General features: G+C 49.4%; 26 protein-coding genes. 13 read left to right on the top strand and 13 right to left on the bottom strand.

Features of this window, described 5'->3' with window-relative positions; genetic code table 11:
* Nucleotides 1-401 precede the first annotated feature (401 nt).
* From ACN0TT_RS02335 to ACN0TT_RS02350, 4 genes are all read left to right on the top strand, one after another.
* On the top strand, nt 402-977 hold the full coding sequence (locus tag ACN0TT_RS02335) for a porin family protein (protein WP_417760522.1): 576 nt from the start codon (nt 402-404) through the stop codon (nt 975-977).
* A gap of 530 nt (nt 978-1,507) precedes the next feature.
* Complete coding sequence (locus ACN0TT_RS02340; protein WP_417760523.1) at nt 1,508-2,059, top strand: sugar dehydrogenase complex small subunit; 552 nt, start codon at nt 1,508-1,510, stop codon at nt 2,057-2,059.
* A gap of 23 nt (nt 2,060-2,082) precedes the next feature.
* The gene (locus ACN0TT_RS02345; protein WP_417760524.1) at nt 2,083-3,672 is read left to right on the top strand and encodes a GMC family oxidoreductase; all 1,590 of its coding nucleotides are present in this window, start codon (nt 2,083-2,085) and stop codon (nt 3,670-3,672) included.
* Between the two features lie 13 nt (nt 3,673-3,685).
* Entirely contained in the window at nt 3,686-5,065 is a 1,380-nt protein-coding gene (locus ACN0TT_RS02350) for a c-type cytochrome (RefSeq protein ID WP_417760525.1), read from the top strand.
* Between the two features lie 125 nt (nt 5,066-5,190).
* On the opposite strand, the gene ACN0TT_RS02355 is transcribed toward ACN0TT_RS02350, so the two are convergent.
* Together ACN0TT_RS02355 and ACN0TT_RS02360 are read right to left on the bottom strand one after the other, a co-directional pair.
* Complete coding sequence (locus ACN0TT_RS02355; RefSeq protein WP_417760526.1) at nt 5,191-5,649, bottom strand: DMT family transporter; 459 nt, start codon at nt 5,647-5,649, stop codon at nt 5,191-5,193.
* Nucleotides 5,646-6,086, bottom strand: coding sequence for a DMT family transporter (locus tag ACN0TT_RS02360; RefSeq protein WP_417760527.1), 441 nt, complete (start codon nt 6,084-6,086; stop codon nt 5,646-5,648). The genes ACN0TT_RS02355 and ACN0TT_RS02360 overlap by 4 nt, the downstream gene beginning before the upstream one ends.
* A 37-nt stretch (nt 6,087-6,123) precedes the next feature.
* Between ACN0TT_RS02360 and ACN0TT_RS02365 the strand changes: the two genes are divergently transcribed.
* The gene (locus ACN0TT_RS02365; protein WP_417760528.1) at nt 6,124-7,116 is read left to right on the top strand and encodes a LysR substrate-binding domain-containing protein; all 993 of its coding nucleotides are present in this window, start codon (nt 6,124-6,126) and stop codon (nt 7,114-7,116) included.
* A 25-nt stretch (nt 7,117-7,141) separates the two neighbouring features.
* On the opposite strand, the gene ACN0TT_RS02370 is transcribed toward ACN0TT_RS02365, so the two are convergent.
* Together ACN0TT_RS02370 and ACN0TT_RS02375 are read right to left on the bottom strand one after the other, a co-directional pair.
* Nucleotides 7,142-7,825 carry a hypothetical protein gene (locus ACN0TT_RS02370; RefSeq protein WP_417760529.1) on the bottom strand — a complete coding sequence of 228 codons (684 nt, stop codon included), beginning with the start codon at nt 7,823-7,825 and terminating at the stop codon, nt 7,142-7,144.
* Nucleotides 7,826-7,846: 21 nt separating this feature from the next.
* Entirely contained in the window at nt 7,847-8,557 is a 711-nt protein-coding gene (locus ACN0TT_RS02375) for a hypothetical protein (RefSeq protein ID WP_417760530.1), read from the bottom strand.
* A gap of 174 nt (nt 8,558-8,731) precedes the next feature.
* Here ACN0TT_RS02375 and ACN0TT_RS02380 point away from each other — a divergent pair, with 174 nt between their 5' ends.
* Complete coding sequence (locus ACN0TT_RS02380) at nt 8,732-9,724, top strand: DUF6138 family protein (RefSeq protein WP_417760531.1); 993 nt, start codon at nt 8,732-8,734, stop codon at nt 9,722-9,724.
* A gap of 82 nt (nt 9,725-9,806) precedes the next feature.
* Here ACN0TT_RS02380 and ACN0TT_RS02385 read toward each other — a convergent pair whose 3' ends face one another.
* The 4 genes from ACN0TT_RS02385 to ACN0TT_RS02400 form a co-directional block, all read right to left on the bottom strand.
* On the bottom strand, nt 9,807-10,148 hold the full coding sequence (locus tag ACN0TT_RS02385; protein ID WP_417760532.1) for a hypothetical protein: 342 nt from the start codon (nt 10,146-10,148) through the stop codon (nt 9,807-9,809).
* Between the two features lie 188 nt (nt 10,149-10,336).
* Nucleotides 10,337-10,480: a hypothetical protein gene (locus ACN0TT_RS02390; RefSeq protein ID WP_417760533.1), complete on the bottom strand. Its 144-nt coding sequence runs from the start codon at nt 10,478-10,480 to the stop codon at nt 10,337-10,339.
* 506 nt (nt 10,481-10,986) lie between these two features.
* Nucleotides 10,987-12,021, bottom strand: coding sequence for a transposase (locus ACN0TT_RS02395; protein WP_417760534.1), 1,035 nt, complete (start codon nt 12,019-12,021; stop codon nt 10,987-10,989).
* A gap of 194 nt (nt 12,022-12,215) precedes the next feature.
* On the bottom strand, nt 12,216-13,307 hold the full coding sequence (locus tag ACN0TT_RS02400) for an HD-GYP domain-containing protein (RefSeq protein WP_417760535.1): 1,092 nt from the start codon (nt 13,305-13,307) through the stop codon (nt 12,216-12,218).
* A gap of 337 nt (nt 13,308-13,644) precedes the next feature.
* Here ACN0TT_RS02400 and ACN0TT_RS02405 point away from each other — a divergent pair, with 337 nt between their 5' ends.
* Together ACN0TT_RS02405 and ACN0TT_RS02410 are read left to right on the top strand one after the other, a co-directional pair.
* Nucleotides 13,645-14,577, top strand: a complete 933-nt coding sequence (locus ACN0TT_RS02405; protein WP_417760536.1) for a diguanylate cyclase — start codon at nt 13,645-13,647, stop codon at nt 14,575-14,577.
* A 14-nt stretch (nt 14,578-14,591) separates the two neighbouring features.
* The gene (locus ACN0TT_RS02410) at nt 14,592-14,882 is read left to right on the top strand and encodes a hypothetical protein (RefSeq protein ID WP_417760537.1); all 291 of its coding nucleotides are present in this window, start codon (nt 14,592-14,594) and stop codon (nt 14,880-14,882) included.
* On the opposite strand, the gene ACN0TT_RS02415 is transcribed toward ACN0TT_RS02410, so the two are convergent.
* Nucleotides 14,812-15,450, bottom strand: a complete 639-nt coding sequence (locus ACN0TT_RS02415) for a histidine phosphatase family protein (RefSeq protein ID WP_417760538.1) — start codon at nt 15,448-15,450, stop codon at nt 14,812-14,814. The two genes, ACN0TT_RS02410 and ACN0TT_RS02415, sit on opposite strands and share 71 nt — an antisense overlap.
* Before the next feature lie 181 nt (nt 15,451-15,631).
* Between ACN0TT_RS02415 and ACN0TT_RS02420 the strand changes: the two genes are divergently transcribed.
* Together ACN0TT_RS02420 and ACN0TT_RS02425 are read left to right on the top strand one after the other, a co-directional pair.
* Nucleotides 15,632-15,988 carry a RidA family protein gene (locus ACN0TT_RS02420; RefSeq protein WP_417760539.1) on the top strand — a complete coding sequence of 119 codons (357 nt, stop codon included), beginning with the start codon at nt 15,632-15,634 and terminating at the stop codon, nt 15,986-15,988.
* A gap of 91 nt (nt 15,989-16,079) precedes the next feature.
* Nucleotides 16,080-16,493, top strand: coding sequence for a hypothetical protein (locus ACN0TT_RS02425; protein ID WP_417760540.1), 414 nt, complete (start codon nt 16,080-16,082; stop codon nt 16,491-16,493).
* A gap of 80 nt (nt 16,494-16,573) precedes the next feature.
* On the opposite strand, the gene ACN0TT_RS02430 is transcribed toward ACN0TT_RS02425, so the two are convergent.
* Nucleotides 16,574-17,143 (bottom strand): sugar O-acetyltransferase, encoded by a 570-nt coding sequence (locus tag ACN0TT_RS02430; RefSeq protein ID WP_417760541.1) that lies wholly within the window; start codon nt 17,141-17,143, stop codon nt 16,574-16,576.
* 278 nt (nt 17,144-17,421) lie between these two features.
* On the opposite strand from ACN0TT_RS02430, the gene ACN0TT_RS02435 reads away from it, so the two are divergent.
* The 3 genes from ACN0TT_RS02435 (at nt 17,422) to ACN0TT_RS02445 (ending at nt 19,949) form a co-directional block, all read left to right on the top strand.
* Nucleotides 17,422-18,018, top strand: coding sequence for a glutathione S-transferase family protein (locus ACN0TT_RS02435; protein ID WP_417760563.1), 597 nt, complete (start codon nt 17,422-17,424; stop codon nt 18,016-18,018).
* A gap of 135 nt (nt 18,019-18,153) precedes the next feature.
* Nucleotides 18,154-19,260, top strand: coding sequence for an adenosylhomocysteinase (locus tag ACN0TT_RS02440; protein ID WP_417760542.1), 1,107 nt, complete (start codon nt 18,154-18,156; stop codon nt 19,258-19,260).
* Nucleotides 19,261-19,361: 101 nt separating this feature from the next.
* A complete protein-coding gene (locus ACN0TT_RS02445; protein WP_417760543.1) occupies nt 19,362-19,949 on the top strand; it encodes a hypothetical protein in 588 nt (195 codons plus the stop codon).
* Nucleotides 19,950-19,962: 13 nt separating this feature from the next.
* Here ACN0TT_RS02445 and ACN0TT_RS02450 read toward each other — a convergent pair whose 3' ends face one another.
* The 3 genes from ACN0TT_RS02450 to proB all read right to left on the bottom strand — a co-directional run bounded on the left by ACN0TT_RS02450 (nt 19,963) and on the right by proB (nt 23,790).
* Nucleotides 19,963-21,066 (bottom strand): phosphoribosylaminoimidazolesuccinocarboxamide synthase, encoded by a 1,104-nt coding sequence (locus ACN0TT_RS02450; RefSeq protein WP_417760544.1) that lies wholly within the window; start codon nt 21,064-21,066, stop codon nt 19,963-19,965.
* Nucleotides 21,067-21,397: 331 nt separating this feature from the next.
* Entirely contained in the window at nt 21,398-22,645 is a 1,248-nt protein-coding gene (locus tag ACN0TT_RS02455) for a glutamate-5-semialdehyde dehydrogenase (RefSeq protein WP_417760545.1), read from the bottom strand.
* Nucleotides 22,642-23,790, bottom strand: coding sequence for a glutamate 5-kinase (gene proB / locus ACN0TT_RS02460; protein WP_417760546.1), 1,149 nt, complete (start codon nt 23,788-23,790; stop codon nt 22,642-22,644). Before proB ends, ACN0TT_RS02455 begins: the two co-directional genes overlap by 4 nt.
* Between the last annotated feature and the right edge of the window lie 33 nt (nt 23,791-23,823).

Below are 23,823 nucleotides of genomic sequence, written 5' to 3' on the forward strand. Positions count from 1 at the left end.
AGCGTAGCTAAGCGCCAACAGTTCGCGGACAGACTCCCACCCAATAATGCCTCGCGCAGATGTGCCATAAACCACTAATCATCAGTTCACAGGTGAGTTGCGTGTTGGCTTCGGCAGCAGTTTTTTCCGATCAGAATGAATAAATTTCCGACCACTAACCCATTAAAATTAAACGTAAAAACAGTGAAAACAAAAATAAAACACACCAATTACAAAGCTGTTCAAAGGCTGATGGCTGAGATCTATGAAAAACCTAGTGTTTTTATCTTTGCTACTCGGCAGATGTTAACAAAATGAATCGCCATCCCGTCTTGGCACAGGCTTTGTTTATATCCAACTGCACATTGAGAAATACAAGTGAAAATATCTCTCGAATCAGGAAGATAATCAGGAGTCTCAAGATGAAAAAATTAACACCAGTGCTTTTAGCCGCTTTAGCGTTAACCACCACTTATAGTGCTGCATCTATGGCAGCTGAATCAGATGTCAAAAATGACAGCGGTCTTTATGTCGGCGGTAACTACGGCTATTTGAAAATTGATGGCGATGATGATTTTGACGACGACAACGATGTTATCCAGGGATTGATTGGTTATAAATTTAACCGTTATATCGCGCTGGAAGGGAGCTACATCGACTTCGGTAAATACGGCAGTAGCGTTGCTGGCGCCGAAACCGATGGTTACACCGCCGCGCTGAAACTGATTGCACCGATTGGCGAGCGCGTAGAAATCTACGCCAAAGGCGGTCAACTCTGGTATGACACCGATTACCACGTAGCAGGTATTAACGGTGGCGATGATGATACTGGCGTATTTGCTGGTGCGGGTGTCGGTTTTAAAATCACCGAAAACTTCCTTATCAATGCCGAATACACTTGGTATGACGCCGAAATTGATGCAGGAGATGTAGTCGATGGCGCAGATACCAGCACCGACTTTAAACAGGCATCTATCGGTTTAGAATACCGCTTCTAAGCTGACCGCTTAACCGCTCCCTGACAGATAAAGGTGAACCTTAGCGTTCGCCTTTATCTTGCGGCATTAGCAGCGCTGACAACTGTAGGGATTTCTCCCTCGGCCTATAACCACATTTTAATTGCCTGTAAATCGTAACTAAATATGTCTAAAACATTACAGATTGTTTATCAATCACTGCTTTGGCGCGTCATTCTTTTCATCAGCAATACCGATTAAAAACCATCCAATCGTTCACTGTTCTGCTGCGAGAACTGATGGCAAGCAAGTGCTGATATGGCGCACCTTTCACCATGTGATCTATTGCACACTTTTTCAGATATATTGCACCGCATCACACTGAACACGCGGGCAGATTAGCAAAGCGCACAAGACATCTTTCTGGGTACAGATGTTAATTTTGTGTTTTGATTTCAAATAAAAACAACAAGTTGCTTAATTGCTCGCTAGCTAAATTAAGCGTAGGTTAAGAAAGTGAGAACAAAACAACGCCCTTTGTCGTTGTTTCTTGTCAATGCGGAGTGACTACCTTGAATAAAAAAACAGATACTAAATCTGCTGTTATCTTAAACCGTCGGCATTTTCTAGCATCAGGCATGGTGTTAGCGGGGGCGGCAATGTTAAAGCCTGCCATTGCGTGGGCAGATGCAGCATCACTAACCAAAGAACAACAATCTTTCAGCCAACTGGCACACTTTATTACTGGCAAGCCACAGCTTGATGAAGTGGTCATTCAACGAGCGTTTGATTGCTTAATGGCAGGCGATAAAGATTTTTTAACGAAAGCACACAACGCTGCTAGCGCTATTAAACAAGCGGGCTTAACCAGTGCCGATGACCTAAACGGTCATGCACTGCTGGATAACCCAGAAATGGCCGTTACCTTACAGCAGATTAATTCAGCTTTTTACCTTGGTTACACTGGCACACCTATCTCTGGCCGCGCCAAAGACAATACAAAATTTGTGACGTACACCGATGCGCTAATGTATCCACCGACCGCTGATGCCACCGTTATCCCCAGCTATTCTCGCGGTCACACCAACTACTGGGTTAATCCACCTGCATCACTAAAAAAATAACAACAGAATACTAGAGTGAAATTATGAGCAAAGAATTTGATGCTGATGTCATCGTCATCGGCTCGGGTGCTTTGGGTAGCAACGCTGCCTACACCCTCGCAAAAAAAGGCAAGTCAGTGATTATTTTGGAAGCGGGTGAAAAAATCCCTCGCTGGAAAATCGTCGAGAACTTCCGCAACTCATCTAAAAAAGAAAACTACAACTCGCCATACCCAAATGAACCATGGGCGCACCATTCTTACGACGAAGAGTATATTGAAAATACCGGCTCGTTTGACTTGCGTCCTGGCATGCTCAAACTGGTGGGCGGAACCACTTGGCACTGGGCAGCCGCTGCATGGCGTTATATCCCTAACGATATGAAATTGAAAACCTTGTACGGGGTTGGCCGCGACTGGCCAATGGAGTACTCGGAGCTAGAACCTTACTACCTCAAAGCCGAACTCAACTTAGGCGTATGTGGTTCAGACACTGAAGACCAAAGCGGTCAAGGTGGCGATGCATGGCCACCACGTTCAGGCAAATATCCAATGGAACCCGAAGGCGAAACCTACCTGTTCCAACGCCTGAAAGACCGTATCGGTTCTGCTGGCTTTAACTTTATCCATGAGCCAAACGCCCGCGCTACTCGCGCTTACGACACTCGCCCAGCCTGTTCTGGTAACAACAACTGTATGCCTGTGTGCCCAATCGGCGCAATGTACAGCGGTAACGTGCACGCGCAACACGCTGAAGATGAAGGCGCTAAACTAATCACCGATGCCACCGCCTACAAACTCGAAAAAGGCGCGAATGGCGATATCGTGGCGGTGCATTACCGCAGCTCAAAAGGTGATGATGTACGCTTAACCGCTAAATACTTCATTGTCGCGGCACACGGCCTTGAAACACCAAAACTGCTGCTGATTTCAGACGTGGCTAACTCGTCTGATCAAGTGGGTCGTAACCTGATGGACCACACAGGTATGGGGCTGACCTTCCTTGCCGATGAAGAGGTATGGATGGGGCGCGGCGCAGTGCAACAAGGCGGTATCTTTAACCGTCGTGACGGTGATTTTCGCCGTGACTACGCCGCAGTAAAACACGCCGTAAGTAACGGTGTACCCAATATGAAAGTCGCCCGCCGCCTGATTGACCAAGGCGTGTTTGGTAAACAACTGGACGAGCGCCTGCGTGATGAAGCCTCACGTTGGGTCGAGATCTCGACCGTATTTGAAATGCTGCCGCACCAAAGCAACCGCGTTGAAGCCAGCACCACCCGCACAGATGCGCTTGGCATTCCAATGCTGAAAGTCCACTACGATGTGGACGATTACGTCAAAGCCGCTAAGCCTTATGCCTCAGCTGATTTTGCCCGCTTTGTCGAACTGATGGGCGGCACTGTGATTGAAGATGACACCGGCTGGCAAAACCGTGACCACCTGATGGGCACGGTGATCATGGGTGATGATCCAACAGACTCGGTGGTAAACCACGAATGTCGTACTTGGGATCACAAGAATCTGTTCTTGGCCACCACGGGCGTTATTCCAGCATCTGGCGTCATCAACCCAACCTTGACTGGCGTGGCGCTGAGTATTCGCGCCGCTGAAATCATTGACCGCGAAATCTAAGCAGGAGACTTCTATGAAATTTTCATCAACCCTGCTGGTCGCTGCAGGTCTGGTATCGGCCAGCGTATTGGCAGATGACAACCAAAACTTGGTAGCCAAAGGTCAATACCTTGCCACCGCCGCAGACTGCGCCGCTTGCCACAACGGCACCGACGAGCAGCAAAGCCCATTTGCCGGTGGTTACAGCATTGATTCGCCGATGGGTAAAATCATTGCCAGCAACATTACCCCATCAAAACAGTTTGGTATTGGTAACTACACCGAGCAGCAGTTTGCTGATGCCGTGCGTAAAGGCGTTGCTGCCGATGGCACGCACCTCTACCCTGCCATGCCATACACCGCCTACCAAGGCCTGACCGATGCTGACGTAAAAGCGCTTTATGCCTACTTTATGCAAGGCGTTGAGCCAGTAGATAAAGCCCCCGCCGAGCAAACTGAACTGTCGTTTCCGTTCAACGTGCGCGCCGCAATGGCGGGTTGGAACCTGTTGTTTGCCGATGCCAAACCGTTCGAAGCACCACAAGGCATGCCCGCCGATATCGCTCACGGGAAATATCTGACTGACGTACTGGCACACTGTGGCACTTGCCACACGCCACGTAACGCGCTGATGGCAGAAGACAACAACCAATATCTCGCTGGTGCCGCACTTGGCGGCTGGGAAGCGCCGAACATCACGTCGGATAAAACCACCGGTATCGGTAACTGGAGCCAACAACAGTTGGAGCAGTACCTAAAAACCGGTAGCGTGCCGAACCTGAGTCAAGCGGGTGGCCCAATGGCTGAAGCGGTGGAACACAGCTTCCGTTTCCTCACTGATGAGGATATTCGCGACATTGCCGCCTATATCAAGCAAGTGCCAGCGATCAAAACTGCGGCAGCCAACGTACGCTCTACTGCCACACCTAAGTTGACCGACATCAACCAAGTGATCACCGGCCAAGGCGAGCAAAAAACGCTAGCCGATAGCAGCACGGTTGATGGTGCCAAACTGTACGACAGCGCTTGTGCCAGCTGCCACGGCCGCAACGGCCAAGGTACTGCGGACCACTTTTACCCAAGTTTGACCAGCAATACCGCCGTCACTGCGGCGCTGCCAAACAACTTAGTGATGACCATCAGCCACGGCCTGTCACGCAAAGGCAATGACGTTGATGTATTAATGCCCGCCTTTGGCCGCGATATGACCGACGCGCAAATTGCTGCCGTGAGCAACTATGTACGGCTGCACTTTGGCAACATCGACGATGGCCTCACTGGCAAAGACGTAGCGAACATCACTAGCGGTGGCCCAGCGCCATTTATCGTGCGTTACATCAATCTGCTGATGGCGCTTGGCGTTATCATCGTCTTGCTGATGCTGTTCGTGATCTTCCGCCGTAAGAAGCACTAAGCAAATTGAATAGCTAATGTTGCATCGCTATTACGCTTAGCAAATTAGAATATGTGAGAGACACAAAAGGCGAACCGTTGGGTTCGCCTTTCATTTACGGCCATTTGCTAACGCAGAAGCAGCCGTTAATTTGCTTGCGTCTCGGCACGATTACTGGCGTAGATGAAGTACAACGCAATCGCTAAACAAACCACCGCCAACACGCGAGGCCACGAAAATGGCATCACATTGTTGCCGAGCCAACCAAAGTTATCAATCAGCATGCTCATGGTCAGTTGTCCAAAAATCACCGCCACGGTAGCGACCGCAGTGCCGATACGCTGCACCGCAAAAATCATGATCAGAATATACGGCACCCCACAAAATGCGCCCAGTAAGCGCCACTTAGGCACATCCATTAAGGTGACATCATGCGGCTGTTCAAAAAACAGAATCAGCAATACCGTGATCATTGCGCCGATAGAGAAGGTCAAAAAGGCGGTTTTCAACACGCCGACTTGGCTGCCTAAACGGCCATTTACCGCCGCCTGAATACTCAATAAACAACCGCCGATAACCGCCAGCAATACCATTAATAAAATCATGCTTGGCCTCCAGCAATCAGCAGCAATGCAATACAGATAAATACCAGCGCAATCATGCGCTGCTTGTTCACTGGCCGACGTTCAACACCCAACCAACCAAAATGATCAATCAGCAAGCTCTTGCCGACTTGCCCAGCCAGCACGCTGATCATCATCATCGCAATACCAATTTTCGGCGCGGTAATGGTCAAAATCACCACATAACCAACCCCCAAAATACCGCCGGAGAGTGTCCAACCCGGTTGCTGAAAAAACGAGGGGGTATCGCGAGGGCTAAAAAACAACATCAGTAGAAAAGTAAGAATGGCACCCACACCAAAAATACTCAGCGTGGCCCATAGGTCACCCACTGCAACGCCGAGTGGGCCTAATAAGCCCGCCTCAACTGACAGCCCCATGCCGCCAATAATCACAATCAAAATTAGTAGTAGCTTCATTAAGCGCTCCTTATTTTTAGAGCGCATAAGGTACGCTATGCTACACTTAGCAAAAACCACACAGATAGCTAAACACTTTTTCATTATGCGCAAAGATAGCCAGCTACAAACCATCAATGCTCGTAACCTTGAACTGTTTGTCGCCGTATATGACAGCGGCAGCTTTTCAGTAGTGGCTCGGCAACTCAATAGCTCACCATCCACCATCTCCCGCGCGATCCAGCAGTTGGAAGATGCCTTGGGACAACAGCTGTTTTATCGTAATACTCGCGCATTAGTGCCAACAGAAGCGGGTCGCATGGTGATAAATTACGCCCGCAATACCGTGGAACAGTTGGATGAGTTGCATGCCCAGTTGCAAGCACAGCAACAGCAGTTAGCAGGCGTGATCCGCATTAATGCACCAATAGTGTTCAGCCAGCGCCACATTGTGCCGTGGTTAAAACCTTTGATGGCGCAATATCCGCAGCTGAGTGTGGAGTTACAACAAACCGATGATTTTATCGACCCACTACAACACGGCACCGACCTCACCTTTCGCATTGGCCGCCTGAATGATTCGCGCCTGCAAGCCCGCATTTTTGGTTATCAGCATTACCACCTCGCCGCCAGCGCGGCCTACCTGCAACAATATGGACTGCCCACCGCGATTGATGAACTGCAACAGCATGATTGTTTGGTGTATCACGGCAGTTATGGCCTAGAAAAATGGTATTTTGCCAAGCCGCAGCAACCGTGGCAGACCTTTCCACAGCGGGTAAAGTTTAGCGCCAACAATTCCGAGAGCTTGTTGCAGGCGTGTTTGGATGGACTAGGGTTGGTGATGTTTCCCGATTGGCTGATTGGTAAATATCTGCAATCGGGGCAGTTACGCGCGGTAATGACAGATCATCAATGGGGTATTTCACTCGAGCAACAAAGCATTGCCGCCATCTATCCCGCCGCTAAATGGCCTTCACAAAAGGTGCGGGCGGTGATCGACTTTTTCGCCGAGCAATATGGTGAACCGCCCTACTGGCAATACAAGTAACGGTGTTAGCTTCTTAAATCGAGGTTCATTGTGGGAAATGTTGCCCTGCTACCTTGGCATACTCCAGCTCAAAGGTATCTTTCTGAGTGACAACTTTTACCGGAACGCCCAACTGCGCCGCTATCCATTGCGATGCATGAAACGTTTGGCTGTTACCTTCAGCATCGGTCACTTCAGTGACCTGCTCGAAATGACAGCTAGAAAACTCGCCAGCAGCCACTGTGATAGGTTCCATGCCGACAAATGTCCAAGTGAATTTCAACTGACTGCCGCTGCCCGCATCATCATATTTGGCAGTAACCGTCTGCTCAAATTGCTCTCCAACGCCCAAATTAAACGGCATTATTTTGGCTGGCGTGTGCTTAACATAACCATGTTCGCCCCACACCACGCCTAACTCGCGCCGTTGCAGCTGCTGCTCATCGAGCTGATATTGATAGGTAGATACCGATGGGTCGCTGTATTGGGTTCTGGCATAGCTTTCCTGCTCCCGCACCACCGGCTGCTCCATAAAGCTATCCGGCGCGAGCATTTGATAATTCAAAATGGCTGAGGTTTTCGGCGACACCATTCGATATTGATTGCCCACCTGATATAACGCGGCGTTGAAGCAGGTTGCTGCGGTGGTTTTTGCCATGGACTGCATAGGTAACACCGCCGCCCCCACTAACATCATCCACGGCATCGCGTGGGCATATTTTTTAAGCATGTTGCTGTGTGATAACACGACTTATTTGGCAGGGAAATGTTGCTCGCCAATGTTTGCTTCAGCCAACTGCATGACTTGATCTTCATGCTGCTGCTTCACGATAACGCCCAAGTCTTTGGCAATCCACTGATGGCCTTCATACTTATCACTGTTTCCATCAGCCTGAGTGGCATCCACCTCGATTTTAAAGTGGCAAGTATCAAACGTGCCCGCTGCTACCGATTGCTGCTCCATACCGACAAAAGAACGCTTAACCTTCATCTTGGTCTCTTTAACATCTGAGTTAGCGTCACTAATCGTGAACGTTTGCTCATGGCTCTGCCCTGGTTGAAGATTAAACTTTTGCTCCTGTGCTGGCTTACTATAAACAACACTTTGTTGTTCCCCGATTGCCATCAGCAGCGCGGGCTGGCGGATCTCGTAGTTGCTATTATCGAACTGAAAATAAAAAGTGTTGACGGGCATCTCTTCATCCATCGATGTACCAGTGATGGTTTGATGTAGTTGAAACACCTGTTTGCCTTCAAAATCGGTACTGCCCGGCATGGTAAAGTTAAATACCTGCTTACCATTGTTCATATCACGCAATGTATAGCTATTACCGCTTTGATACAGGTCTGCATTAAAACAAACCGCAGCACTGTTTTCTGGTACTTTCGCGGGCTGATCGGCGCCGCCACAGGCAGCCAATAACAAGGTCAGGCTTGATAATGCAATATGACGAGGTTTCATTCCTTAAATCCCTTTCAGCTAAAACTGCACGCTAACATAGCTAAACGGAATAGCAGTTGAACCAAGCGCGCCGTTTGCAATCACCGCCGTAGCCTAATTGAATTTCAGCACCTTTGATAACATAATGCTCCGCGCTCAAAATTAGCTACCACATACTGTTATCAAAGGGACCCGATGAGAGATTTCGAAAAAGATATCAAGCTTGCCATTGTCATCAATCAACCAGAATCAATTCGCACAGCATTACAGCAATATCAGCAACACCTGCGTGCAGGCACCGCCGTTGTAGGACAATGGTTCGATATTGAATTTGTTGCCACCGAAGCAGACGGCAGCCAACGGCCACTGCAATTTAGTGACATTACCGATAGCAACATGCAGCACATTGCCGAGCTAGCGCTTAGCAAGGGCAGTGACGATATCAGCTACCTAAAAGACACAGTGATTAAACCCGATGACGAAATCTACATTTCAGAGATCTTGTTCTTTGCCCTCGCGCTGCAATATCCGCAGCTCAAAGATGATATCGTTGCTACCGCTGAACTGATCGTAGCTTATGCCCGCTACCGCAATAATACCGATGTGATGTGGGTTGATAGTATGCGCCTGTTTGGCACCGAAGCACTATTCATGCTCGCCTGTGTTGATGTGCAATATGTGACGTTACTCGCCAAGTTTTACATTCAGTATTGGGATGAGGAGCATACCCATGGCTATGAGGAATTTCTCAGCTATTTTGTACAGCAGCATGGCTGGAGCCGCCCACTAATTAATGCCTTTGTACACTGTGACAACAGCTACTACCGCATACACATGTTCGTCCATCCTTGGAAAAACGGCTGTCTTCACCAACCTATCGGCGAATATTTACGTGAACATCCAGCAGAGTACCGCTGGTTTAAACACGCGCTGAGCCAACGTCTGTTGACGACGCCAGTGACTATTGCCGAAAACGTCGATCTTGAAACTGAAGTTAGCGTCGTTAGAGAGATATTTACCACCTTGTTTAGTGCGCAAGAAGGGATTGATAGCGAACAAGCCTTTTGGCAACAGCCTATGGTGGATGGCACACTAGGCGATGAGGCCGACGTACTAGAAGCTGAGATTTTGGCCCAAGCCCAGCGCGCTATTGCTTGGCATCACGCTGAAGCCCCCGCACAGCTGTAAACTAGACTTAACTTCTCACCGCATTCGCAATGGCTTACAGGAATTGAGATTGACAATAACCGTTAACCGCTTTGGCTAGCGATTATTTTTTACCGTCATCCAGCAGATTAATACCGCACGCCTGCAACAGTTTTTCGACAAGTATAAGCGGTACAAAAATCAAACTGAATAAGTCTGACGGTGTTGCTATCCACTGACCTCTAGATGAGCTCGGAGCGAAATAACCTACAACTGCTGCAGCTAACGCCGAAAGCAACCACCCAAACCCCATAAACACAGCAAGGCGGATCGTTGGTCGCAGCGTGAAAAACGCATTTACTGCGCTGTTACTCAGTCGCCGCCCCAGCATCAACCCCGGCACCAATAACACCATAGCCAACACCAACATCACTGCGCCTACTGCAAAAAACGCTTCCCAATCCATGTGTGCTTGTCCCTTTTACAACAACCGTTCTACAACAATGGCAACCAGCATAATCCCGCTAGCGCGCGTGAACAGCCAAAGAATGTAACCAACTTTATAATCCGCTGCGCGGCACGGTAGGCTACAAATGAAAACGCCGTTGCTGCAATCTGCAAACAACGGCGCTAAAAAGCTTTTAAAAATGCTGACTAATGACGACCTGATGGACGATGCAAAACAGACACTTTGTATTCTTTCATCAACCAGCTGCCCAACCATGAACAGCCTGATAACAGCACCAACGCTAACAACACACTCAACGCGCCTACGGCTAAAAACGCTTCCAAATCCATCCGCTTACCCCTTTTATTGTTGCCCTTATTTGCGAGCATTATCATTGGTGAATGATTGTACAGCGATCGCTAATGATCGATATATGTTCTATGTCACAGAATGAGATGACAGACTCGCGCGCTGCCACCATTTTGCAACGGCTAATAACGGCTGTGGCGATTACCATTTGCCTTTGCCATCCAATCACTTGGCTGCGTGGGCAAAAATAGTCAGTGCCTTTAGCGCTGATATTGGTTAATACCGCCCTGATAAGAGTGATGCAAAGCGTTAATTGGTAGCATGCCTGCATGCATGCCTGCATGGACAGGCATCATTTGTGTAGCTGTTTATTTCCTCCGCTTTCTTTTGGGCTGTGGCTAATCGATGGAAGATAAAGGGGGATTTTTCTCAAGTCTGTCGTTTGCTGAGCCTAGATTTTGGGCCATTGCCATTTTTCGGGATGCGCGAAATCGGTGAAACACTGTATTGGCTTCACTGGTTTTAGATGAGTGGTGAGTTTTAAATGTTACTGATACAGCTCACTGCTGTATTGCTTGCCACGGCACCATCTGCCGCCTTGACGGCTTTTAAATTCGCACATTGCCGCCCAACTGCCACAAGCGCGGGCATATTGTTTGCTGAACTCTGTGGCACTTTGCATCCATGCATCGGTCGCAATGCCTAATGCTAGTAGTAGCTTAGGTGCTGATGCCGCAATAGCTCCACGCTTATCTGGCCGAATGGCACGCCCCGTCCAGTCAATCAATTCAAGGTAGTCAGCAAAATGGAAAGGAATACCGTTTTGCGTGTCTACATGGGTTGCGCCATCAAAAGGCAGTAAAGGTTTTAATGTGGTAGTGGCGTGTTGTTGTTTGCTTTGTTGCGATGGAGCGGAGATTTCATCTGGCGCTACGGGTTGATTTTGCAGCTCTTTCAAGCGTGCTTGTATGGAGGTGAAATCGGAGTCTGTAATGCTGTCGGCAATGCCTGCGCGAATCGGATTTAAATCGACATACATCATGCAGGTTAACAGCGCTTGTTCATCAAGTAAGGCTTGCGACTTAAAACGGCCCTCCCAAAATACGCCAGTGCAGTTGTCTTCTTTATTGGCTTTACGGGCGATTTCTTCGTTAAGACAACGCATAAACCAACTGATGTCACCGAGACGTTTACGCCATTCCTCAATTAACGCATCCAACTGGATTTGCAAGGTTTTATCGAGCTTTTCACCTTTGAGAAACCGAGCCACTAACATCGGTGGATGAAACAACTGCGTCCAGCGCTCAATTACCTCTGTAGCGCTTAATGCTTGTTGGCTTGCGACATCAATTTTTAGCACTAAGTGATAGTGGTTATTCATCACCGCATAGGCACAAATATCGATACAAAAAATAGCCGAAAGCTGGCGGATTTTAGTGGCAATCCACTCTCGGCGATGCTCGTAACTACGGCCAGTTAAGGCATCTTCACCACACAGAAAAGCGCGGCGTACACAACGGTTAATGACGTGGTAATAAGGGGTTGATTCAACATCAATCAAACGGCGGCGGGCAACGGTCATAACAACACTCCTTGTTGTAGCAATTTCACTCCATATGAATACCTCCAGATTAGCGGATGTGTCCGCCTATCGGCAATAACAAATCGGTGGCTGTCCCAACCAAAATAACAAATCGGTGGCTGTCCCCACCAAGACGCTAAAATAACAAATCGGTGGCTGTCCCCACCAAGACGCTGCGGGCAATCGCTTATCGCTCAAGCAGTTGCTAGTTCATCGCTAAACTGATGTTGGATCTCCAGCATGGGGGAGAGGTTTTGTAGAAACACTTCAATCAATTGCGGATCAAATTGGCTGCCACTGTTGTCGCGTAGATAGTTCACCACATCGGCGACTGGCCAAGGCGATTTGTAGGGTCTACTCGATAGCAGCGCGTCAAACACATCACACACAGCTGCAATGCGACCTTCAATGGGGATCGCTTCGCCCGCTAACCCAAGCGGGTAACCTGTACCATCCCAACGTTCGTGATGGGTGAGGGCGATACGGCGTGCCATCTTGATCACTGCTGTATCATTATTGGGTACAATCTCGCCACCAATTTGCGGATGCTGTTTCATGCTCAGCCATTCTTGTTCGGTTAATTTACCCGGCTTAAGCAATACCTCGTCTGGTACACCAATTTTGCCGACATCATGCAATGGGCTGGCGAGCAGAATCATATTGCACCAACTGTCATCTTTGCCGAGGGATTTGGCCAGTTGGTAACACATGCGGCTCATGCGGTGAATATGTTGGCCCGTTTCGTTATCGCGAAACTCTCCGGCGCGTGCCAGTGCCACATTGAGTTGTGTTGCGAGGGTTTCTAAATCGGTTGAGACCGAATCGTAATAGACGGATGTTGTCAGCCCCATGTCCATAAAAATCACCTTGTTTAAGGCGGCCAGATACTTGAATTCGGCCTGCATATTATCGCCTAGCGCTTGGCGCACGATACGGGCGAGATTGATCATCATGATGCTGTAAGCCCCCGAGTAAAACCGCATATTCACGCCGAGTTTGTGGTGTGTCTTGCCAATGCGGCGGCTAGCCTCAAGGTAGTTGTTATCAAAGTTGCCTTTTAATACGTACTCGCGCCAGTAACGTTTTTGATGGTGTTTGGCACGTAACATGGTGCTGCGGTTGGCGTAGAACGCGGAGGTGCCAGGGAAGGTGGTCAGTTTTTCATAGAGCTGTTCAATCAACATATCAATGTGTTGCTCAATCACCCAAAAGTTTTCCTGCAGGGTGTAGATAGTGTCGTCATCAATTGAGAGGTAAATCTGCCACTGTTTGAATTCATGTTCCATTGCGTCCCTCGCTGTGCCAATTACCAAAGTGAATGGCAACGCTATTGCTCCATCGACGCAGTATAAGCGTCTGGCGACATAGCGTGTGTGATGTAGTTAAGTATTAGCGCACGAGTATAAAGCCGCCATCTGATCATAAAATTAACAATAAAAAGTTGGATGTCAGTAGCATTTATGCGGTGAGCATCACAAATGCAACTGTGGGAATAAATTATTTTTACTATATAAATCAAATTGTTAATTGGTAATGTTGCCGAAAGGTATCTTGCGCTTCACTTCGATAATCTACCAGCATCAAAAACGGCAAGTAGCCGAGATTTTCGAAGGAGCGAGCGCTATGACCGCCTCATTCAACCACCCAAACACTGCAGCAGCTTTGCCTGATGCGGCTAACCAACAAGACCTACTGCAAATGCTGGTGGCGCAGATGCAAGATGCTGCCATGTTACTCAGCCTACGTGGTGACGTTTTACAGCTTAACGGCGCTGCGGTAGAGCTGCTTGGGTATGCACAGTCTGAACTTGAGAGTGAGCGCTTACATTCCATAATAATGCCTCCGTATAAGGAGATATTTACTTATCGGTTTGAGCATTCCAGCAGTAAAAACCCATTTGTACAGTCGGCATTAGAGATTGATATGCAGGCCGCCAATGGCGAGGCGCTGCCTTTGAGTCTGTCGCTATCTTTGATGCCGGTAGGCGATGGTTTTTTGCTGGCAAGTTTGCGCGATCTGCGTTCTGAAAAGGCCGAGCTGAGAAAACTGGCGCGATTGGCCGCCACAGACCCATTAACCAGCCTAGCTAACCGTCGCACATTTGATGAACGTTTAGCCCGATCTTGGAAAACGTGCACTAGCCAACATTATCCCATCAGTGTGATAGTGTTAGATGTTGATTACTTTAAACAGTTTAATGATCGCTATGGGCATATTCGTGGCGACCACTGTTTACAGCTCATTGCGAGCGCTATTGCTCAAGCCGTACCGGATGATTCCTGTTTGGCAGCTCGTTATGGCGGCGAGGAGTTTGCGGTGATTTTGCCAGCAACCAGTGCGTCTACCGCGCAGAAGGTGGCTGCGGAGATCCGCAATCGCATCGCCGACATCTGTATGGAAATGGAAGGCGTTGAACACAATGTCAGTGTCAGCCAGGGGATTGCCACCGAAGTGCAGGGGCAATTTCGTACTGCTGAAGCGTTGTTGTTTGCAGCCGATACAGCGATGTACCGCGCGAAGATGGAAGGGCGCGATCGCATTAATCAATCATTTTAATAAGGAGGCTGGCAATGGATTGGCAGCTTATTCAGTCCGCTAAATCTGCGGAGCAGCGCATTGCGCTGTTTTTGTTTTTGCAGCAACGCCGCTACGGCAATCCGCCTAATAAGGCGGCGTTAGCATTATGGAAAGGTTATCGCAGCCACGACATAGGTAAGTGCTTATATCGAGACATATTGCGGCTTAACGGCAATGTGGCTCAAGTTGAAGATGCCGATGTGCGCGAATACCTCACGCGCTTGCTGACATCGTTGGCAATTCTGCAGTCTCATGCAGCAAGCTCGCATCAACCGCAATCTTAGTCAGCTGTTTATCGCGATAATGGAACAGGGCATCTTGCGGGCGTTCTTGTAGCCAGATCTGCTCGTCGTCTTGTTCCATTAACATCGCTTTTAAAATCATGCCCGTTAAGCCATGGCTAACCACAATCAGCTTTTGGCCTTGGTAATCTTCGAGCCATTGACGCAAGCGCGTTTGCACTTGGGCGAGTGACTCGCCGTTAGGGGCTTCTAAATACCAGTCATTACGCGCGGCAAACGCGGGATGGCGTTTGACAATCTGCTCAATCTGCTCATGTTCCCAATCACCCAATCCGACCTCTTGCACGCGAGCGTCGTAGATCACCTGTTTGGCGCTTATGCCCATGCCGCGACAAACCAATTCGCTGGTTTGTTTAGTGCGGCCTAAAGGGCTGCTGACGATCTGCCATTGATTGACCTGTGAACCTAGCTGCTTAGCTAACGTTTTGCCCATGGCAAATGCCTGTCGTTGTCCGAGCGCTGTTAGGGGAGAATTACATTGCCCTTGCAGTCGACGCTCGGCATTAAAATGGGTTTGCCCGTGCCGTAACAGATAGATTTCGGCGAACATTAACGGTCCTTGATGATTGAGTCAGTCTTGGCATACTGCCTTTTGTCATATGAATGGGTCAAGCGGCAAATGTCGTTTGGCTGATGACCGCAGCGCGAGAACGTAATAGATAAAGCCCACTTTTTCGTGGCAGCGGTTTTGTTATAGTACTCGGCTTTATACGACAACATGTGGAGCAAACATGCCTATCAATCGAATTAACCCGACCAAGCGTTGGTCAGATGTCACCCTTTACAATGGCATTGCCCATTTTGTTGAAGTACCTGAATGTGAACCGTTGGGTGATATCCGTAGCCAAGTTGCGGCGGTGATGGCGCAGGCGGAGCAGAAGCTGGCAATGATCGATGCTGATCGTAGCCGTCTGTTGTCGGTCACCATTTACCTTACCGACTTTGCCAACGCCGCTGTGCTAAATGAGATATGGGATGCATGGTTCCCGGATGGCTGTGCGCCGAGCCGCGTGTGTGTCAAAGCGGAACTTGCCGATCCTGATTATCTAGTCGAAATGGCGTTTGTGGCTGCCGCAGGGCAGATGTAAGTTGTCCGCTGCAACAGTGTAAAAGCTGTTTGACTTTTGACCGTTTGGCATAAAATGAATAGCGATTTCCATCAACAATAAGGACATGATGATGAGCAAAGTAATGCTATGCGCCCTAGGAATGTTATTGGCGGCCGGTTGTACCATCGTTGATGCTTCGCATATCGTCACTGGCACAACCCATCCAGCCTCATCACCTGAGCAGATTAAACTCTATGGTGAGGCACCGAAAACGCCCTATGAGGTGATAGGCATTGTGAGTGTGACCGCCAATAACGATTGGGTTGCGGGACAAGAGCTGTTGGATGATGCCTTAAAAGCGTTAAAAGACGAGGCCGCTAAGCTCGGTGCTAATGCTTTGTTGATTGATGGCATCAATGCGCATATGTCAGCGAATGATGGCATCGTTGTCGGCAGCAGCGACAACGTAAACTGGCTGTTTACCGATAATACGTTTGAGAAAAGTGTGCAGGCAAAGGCGTTGTATATCCAGCCAGCACCGTAACACATGTATATAGTGCTATTGCCGTCGTGCGCATATAACAAGGGCAAACATTTGGTTTGCCCTTGTTATATGGTGGGTGATTACTTATCTGTCGCATCCGCTTGGCGCAGGACCCGCGCCGGATTACCCACCGCCAACATGCCCGCTGGCACATCTTTAGTGACTACGCTGCCTGCTCCAATCACCGCGCCATCGCCAATGGTGACCCCCGGCAGTATTTTCACATCACCTGCAATCCACACGTGGTTACCAATGTTGATGGGTAAGGTGGTGCCGGTATGACGATCGCGTTCGGCAATGTTCATTGGATGCAGGGCGGTGTACAAGCACACATTGGGACCGATAAAAACATGGTTGCCAATGGTGATCTCACCAGGGTCGAGCACGGTGAGGTTAAAGTTGATAAACACGTGACTACCGAGCTTAGTGGTGCAGCCATAATCTACACGTAGCGGTTTTTCGATATGCACATCGTCACCCACTTCCGCAAAAATCTGTTTAATCAGCTGGGTCTTTTCTGCTACTTGGCGGGCACCTAGGGCATTAAATTCATCAACGCGATCACGGGTTTTATAGCGAATTTCCACTAACTCGGCGTCATTAATACAGTAGGGGCGGCCGGCTACCATGGCATTAAAAGCTCGTTCCATCAGTTTCACCTTAAGGATTACAAAGTATTGTTGAGCATCTTAGCGACTTGTTTCGAGAAAAGAAAAGCACTTGCCTCCTAACGTGGGCACGCTGGTCATCCTGCTTGCTTGGTAGCTATAAGGACAGCATGATGATGCTGAGCTACGAGCTACGAGCTACGAGCTACGAGCTACGAGCTACGAGCTACGAGCTACGAGCTACGAGATATGAGATATGAGATATGAGATATGAGATATGAGCTACGGCATTAACCAATAGGAGGCACAGCATGGCGGGTTTGACAATTTACGGCGATAGCCAATCGGGTAACTGCTACAAAGTGCAATTGGTGTGCGCTTTACTCAAGTTAGACTACCAATGGATTGAGGTCGATATTCTGGCGGGAGATACCAAGCAGTCGGCCTTTCTTGCCAAAAATCCGCTCGGTAAAATTCCGTTATTGGCACTGGCCGATGGTCGAACCTTGTCCGAGTCCAATGCCATTATTAACTATCTGGCGGCTGGAGCGTCGTTAATCCCCAGCGATACTTTTCAGCTGGCTAAAGTGCAACAGTGGCAGTTCTTTGAGCAATATAGCCATGAACCCTACATCGCGGTAGCGCGTTTCATTGCCAAGTATTTGGGCTTGCCCGCTGAGCGCCGCGCGGAATACAACGCTAAACAAGTGGGTGGGCATAAGGCGCTGCAAGTGATGGAACAGCAATTACATCACACACCGTATTTGCTCGGTGAGCAGCTCACTACCGCCGATATCAGTTTATATGCTTATACCCATGTGGCAGATGAGGGTGGCTTTTCATTGCAGCAATATCCGGCGATTCAGGCATGGCTTGAGCGGATCCAGCAGCAAACCGATTATGTTGCTATGGGATAGTGCGGGTGCCGTTCTGTGGTGGCCGATTTAGTTTAACTAAATAAATCCCAGTTATTGCCTGTAATGGCTTACCGCCGCGGTCAAAATCAGTAAAATAGCGCCGTTTATAAGAATAAGTTTGTTGGAGCCTGATCGATGTATCAAGATTTCGCAGCTGAGTTGGCGTGGGCCACTCAGCATATGCCGCGTACCCGTGCCGCTGTGGCAGCCCTACCTGATTTAACCGGTGTTAAGCTTGCCTGTAACATGCACCTCGATTTGAAAATGGCACCGCTGGTGGCAGGTTTGCTCGATAAAGGCGCAGAAGTATTTTTGACAACTTGTAACCCAACGACAGTGCAAGATGACGTAGTCGCTTACCTCGTAGAAAAAGGCGCTAAAGCACACGCTTGGCGTGACATGAGCGATGCTGACTGGTCAGATTCTTTTGATAAAGCTTTGGCATGGAACCCTACTCATTTGTGTGAAATGGGCGCTGATCTGACAACCCGTCTGCACCAGAGTGAAACTGGTCCAAAAATTATTGCTGGCCTAGAAGCTACCGGTTCAGGTATCAACCGTTTGGGCGGCGTTGAACCACGCTACCCCATCTTTAACTGGGACGACTTGCCCGTTAAAGAAGGATTGCATAACCGCCATATGGTGGGGTTAACGGCATGGCATACGTTCTTCCAAACCACTCACTTAACGCTGCATGAGAAAAAAGTGATTGTGATTGGTTATGGCTTGGTAGGTCAGGGGGTGGCTGACTCTGCTAAAGCTTATGGTGGTCAAGTTGAGATTGCTGAACTGAACCCAGCACGCGCTTTGCAAGCCAAATATGATGGCTGGCCAGTCGTTGATTTGGCTGAAGCGGTGAAACAGGCTGACGTGATCGCGACAGCAACCGGTGCTTACGGTGTGCTGAGTGCTAAGCATCTGGATGATATGAAAGATGGGGCGTTCATTTTGAACGTGGGTCACGTATCGCAAGAGATCGACGTGCCCTATCTGAAGCAAAATGCAACGCACAGCTTGCCAATGCCATACGTGGATGCCTACCAACTGGGCGATAAAACCCTGTATCTGCTGGCAGACGGCTCTATGTTCAACCTGACGGCCGGTTACGGCGACAGCTTGAATGCGTTTGACGTGACCTTAGGTGTGATGGCCTCTGGTATCGGCCACATTGTGGGCGAAGGTGCTAACCATGAAAACGGTTTGTATCTGCTGCCAGAAAGTGCGTGGATGAAATCCCTATAAGCGCTGAGCCATACTCACCAACCGATGTAAAAATGGTTGGCAGCCGATGGTAAAAACGGGCAGTATTTCAACATACTGCCCGTTTTGTTTTCGGAGGTTCCATGAGGTATCACTGGCTTACAGCCGTTTTATGGTTTGGTGTAACGATCACTGCCACAGCGCAAAGTGGCGACGAGAGTATTGATGCAGCAGACGCTGTTGCTCAAGCACCTGTGTGTGGTCGTGTTGGTTTGTTATGGCAGATGGACGGCCAGATTGGCATGGGGCCTTTGTCGCTTGGTATGTCACAGCAAGAGGCGCTCGCCGCTGGACAGTTGGTGCCCAATAAAGCTAATAAAAATGCCCTGTGCGGTGCTGCTAGTGCCCAGCTAATCATGGATGATGGCGCGATTGAGGTGATATTTGATAAGCAGCAGCGAATTATCAGCCTTAAAAGCAACATGGTGGATGAAGGTTGTACTGTGGCGCAACAGCAGTTGGAAGCTGAGCAGATTTTGACTGACATGCAGCCCGCATCGTTGCCATATACGCTCAATAGTGACCAAGGCCAAACGCGCGCTAGCTATTTTCGTATCGGTACACCGCCACAGGCTTGGTTGATGTTAAAACCTGAATCAACTCAACTGGATAATGGTAGCTGTGCTAACCCGTCAGATACCAACAAGGCACCCGCAGGTGCCTTGGAATAACGCAAGCGAGAGCTCAGTCAATCAAGCCATAGCGGCTTTTTAGAATTTCGACGATCTCTGCTTTCGGATTGGCTGACAACTCAATCTTGCGGCCAGTCACTTTCTCTGCCACACCTGTGTAGGTTTTAGAGACATCCATCATGGCGCTCAGTGGCAATGCCGTATCGCGTGCCAGGGCTTCACGCGCTGGCATGCGGTTTTTATCGAGCAAAATCTCTGGCTCTGGAAAGAAGTTCAGTAGGAACTGGCGGAATCCCTCTTTCGAGTTTTCTACAATCTTGCCCGCACGATACGCCGCACCGTCCCAAATGCGGGAAGAATCTGGTGTGCCGACTTCATCCATGTAGATCAGTTTCGAACTGCCATTTTTGTCGGTGACATAGCCAAACTCAAACTTGGTATCCACAAACACTTGGTCAATATCGGCCAGTGCTTTAGAAATCACGCCAAAACCCTCTTTCAGCAGTTTTTCGTACAGATCGATATCTTCAGGTTTTTCAAAACCAAATGCTTGCCAGTTCGCTTCTAAATCAGCACGGCTAATGTTGACATCATCTTGCTCTGGAACGCCGGGAATACCGGTCAAAATCCCTTTGGTAGATGGGGTCAGTAGCAGTTCTGGCAGCTGCTGATCTTTCTGCAGCCCTTCTGGCAAGGTGATGCCACAAAACTCACGTTCACCTTTGGCGTAAGCACGCCACATGGAACCTGTAATGTATTGGCGAATAATCGCTTCCACTTTGATGGGGCGAGCTTTTTGCACAATCCACACAAACGGGTGCGGAATATCCAGAATATGGCTGTCGGCTAAACCGTTGTCTTTAAACAGTTGGAACCAGTGGTTACTGATAGCGTTCAGCGCCGCGCCTTTGCCGGGAATACCTTGTAAGCCTTCTTCACCGTGGAAGATGCAATCAAAGGCAGAGATACGGTCGCTAATGACCATGATCGCCAATGGTGTATCGGCTGGCACATCGTAGCCTCGTTCGGCAATCAGACGGGCACTATCTGCTGCGGTGAGCCAGTAAACGCTGCGGACTTTACCACTGTGTACCGGTTTATCGGTGCGGATAGGCAGATCGTTATTTACTGCCAAAACGGAATCAGCAAGACTCATGACGAGTATTCCTTAGATATGTAGGGTTAACAGGTAACCAACCGGCGTAGTGGACGTTATTAGATTGCTTGGCTGGCGGATGTGAGGCAGCAGCGACGGCTGAGGAGATAACAGCACAGCAGGATTGCAGGGCAAACAGCGTCACAGTTTCGCGGCCTTTCACGGGATGAATGGCGCATATTCTACCGCAGTTGAAACAATTTACCATGCGGCGAGTGGGCTGCGGATCACAACACTGGGTTCGCTGCAGCAAACGGTTGCGGGGGAGCGGTTTGCTGCAGCGAGGGGCAAAGTGTGTTGTGTGAATCGCATCGAGCGACTCACTGTTTACTTAGGCGCGAATTTGGCCGTGGCCGTCGACCAGATATTTCTCAGTGGTCAGTGACTCAAGCCCCATTGGGCCATACGCGTGCAGTTTGGTGGTGGCGATGCCAATTTCGGCACCTAAACCCAGTTCTCCACCGTCACTAAAGCGCGATGAGGCGTTTGCCATTACGACGGACGCATCAACTTCGCGCTGGAAACGCGCCGCAGTTTGCTTGTCTTCACTGCAGATCACTTCGGTATGGTGACTACCGAACTGAGCAATGTGCGCCATCGCATCATCTAATGAGTCGACAATTTTTACGGCGATTTCTAGGCGCAGATATTCTTGGCCAAACTCATTATCTTCTATGATGTTAGCACCGTTGAAGTAGCCCGCACTGCGGCGGTCGGCGTTGATCGTCACGCCACTATCTTCTAACGCTTGCGCGGCAATTGGCAGCCAAGTGTCAGCAATGTCTTTATGCACTAACAAGCCTTCCAGCGCGTTACATACCCCCGTACGTTGGGTCTTACCATTGAGCAGCAGATTCAACGCTTTTTCTACATCAGCGCTTTTATCTACATACAAGTGGCACACCCCTTTGAAGTGTTGGATGACGGGGATTTTGCTGTTGTCGCTGACAAAGTTGATCAGGCCTTCGCCGCCGCGTGGAATCACCAGGTCGATGTAATCACGTTGCTGTAATAGTTCCAGCATCAGTGCGCGATCGGGATCGGGTACCACAGTGATCAACGCTTTAGGTAATTTGAATAACTGCAGCACCTGCTGCAGTACCTCAGCAATAGCGAGGCTGCTGCTAAGGGCTTCTTTACCACCACGCAAAATCACCGCGTTGCCTGATTTAAAGCACAGGGCGCCAGCATCGGCAGTCACGTTTGGGCGGGCTTCGTAAATCATGCACACGACGCCCAGTGGTACGCTCAGTTTGCTAACTTTGATGCGGTTCGGACGTACACACAGTTCACGGCGTTTGCCGACCGGATCATCCAATTGGATGATGGTATCAATACCTTGTGCCATCGCTTCAACGCGCTCAGGCGTCAGCGTCAGGCGGTCGATCATGGCATCGGTTAACCCAGCGTCACGGGCGCGGCTAAGATCTTGCTCATTCGCCGTAAGAATGGTGTCAACGTTAGCGCGTAGTGCATCGCTCATGGCGTGTAGCACTTGGTTTTTCTGTTCGGTATCCAGTGCCGCCAGCGTGCGTGCTGCTGTGCGGGCCTGGCTTGCTAATTCGGTAATTAAGCTCATGATTTTTCCTCCAGCTCGTTAGCTTCGGGGGCAAGCAGGGCAATGTCTTGGGCGGCAATCAGTCCGCGATTATGGGTGAAGCTATCCACCAACTTAGAGTCGTCCTGCTTCGCGATAAATTTTAGTAAGCGGCTACTGTAGTTACTGCGTGCTTTAGCCAACTGCGTGCCATCGTCACTGCGTAGCACAATGGTGTCGCCTTCGGCGAAGGTGCCTTTAACATCTAACACTTCGCTACTGGATAGATTAACGAAATCTTCAGCAGAATGTACCTCGTCTTCAGGTGCGACAATCACCTCACCTTCAGCGCGTACGGTGTGGGTAAACCAGTGCAGGCGTTCCAACATTGGGCTATCAGAGCCACGGAACAAGGTGCCCGGGTTTTTTCCTGACAGTAGGTCGTTAAAGCTTTGCTCTTTAAAGCCATTAACAATGTAGGTATCGATGCCGTGTGATACCGCTTTTTCAGCCGCTTGGATCTTAGTGGTCATGCCGCCGGTACCCACATCACTGTGGCTACCGCCGGCCATGGCATAGATGCTGGCATCGATTTCTTTCACATCTGCAATCAGTTTGGCATCGGCATTGAGATGAGGGTTGCTATCAAACAAGCCATCAATATCCGAGCAGATCACTAAGCTACGCGCATCTGCGGCAGCGGCGACCATGGCTGATAAGTTGTCGTTGTCACCCACTTTGAGTTTGTCGGTGGTGACGGTGTCGTTTTCGTTCACAATCGGCAGAATATCGTGATCCAACAAGGTGGATAAGGTGTCACGAACGCTGAGGTAGCGCTCTCGATCACGCAGATCGGCGTGGGTCAGCAGTACCTGCGCGGTAGGAAAGTCAAAAAACTTATCCCAAGTCGCCATCATTTCGGTTTGTCCCGCAGCTGCCATCGCTTTTTTCAGCGCAATTTGCGCTTTAGGATCGGTCGGGTCGTCCGAAGATTGTAGTGGGAAACGGTGTGCGCCAGCGGCAATAGAGCCGGAAGAGACCAAAATAACCTGAATGCCTTTGGTACGGCAGCGCACAATAAATTGGGCAATCGAGAGAAGATAACGAGAACTGCAGCCCTGACGATCAGGTGCGATCAGCGCACTACCGACCTTCAGCACAATACGTTGTCTAGCTTGCGTGTTCATAGCGTCCTTTTGAGCTTAGTTCAGAGGTGAATG

Source organism: Shewanella sp., from assembly GCF_048265805.1.
Classification (GTDB): domain Bacteria; phylum Pseudomonadota; class Gammaproteobacteria; order Enterobacterales; family Shewanellaceae; genus Shewanella.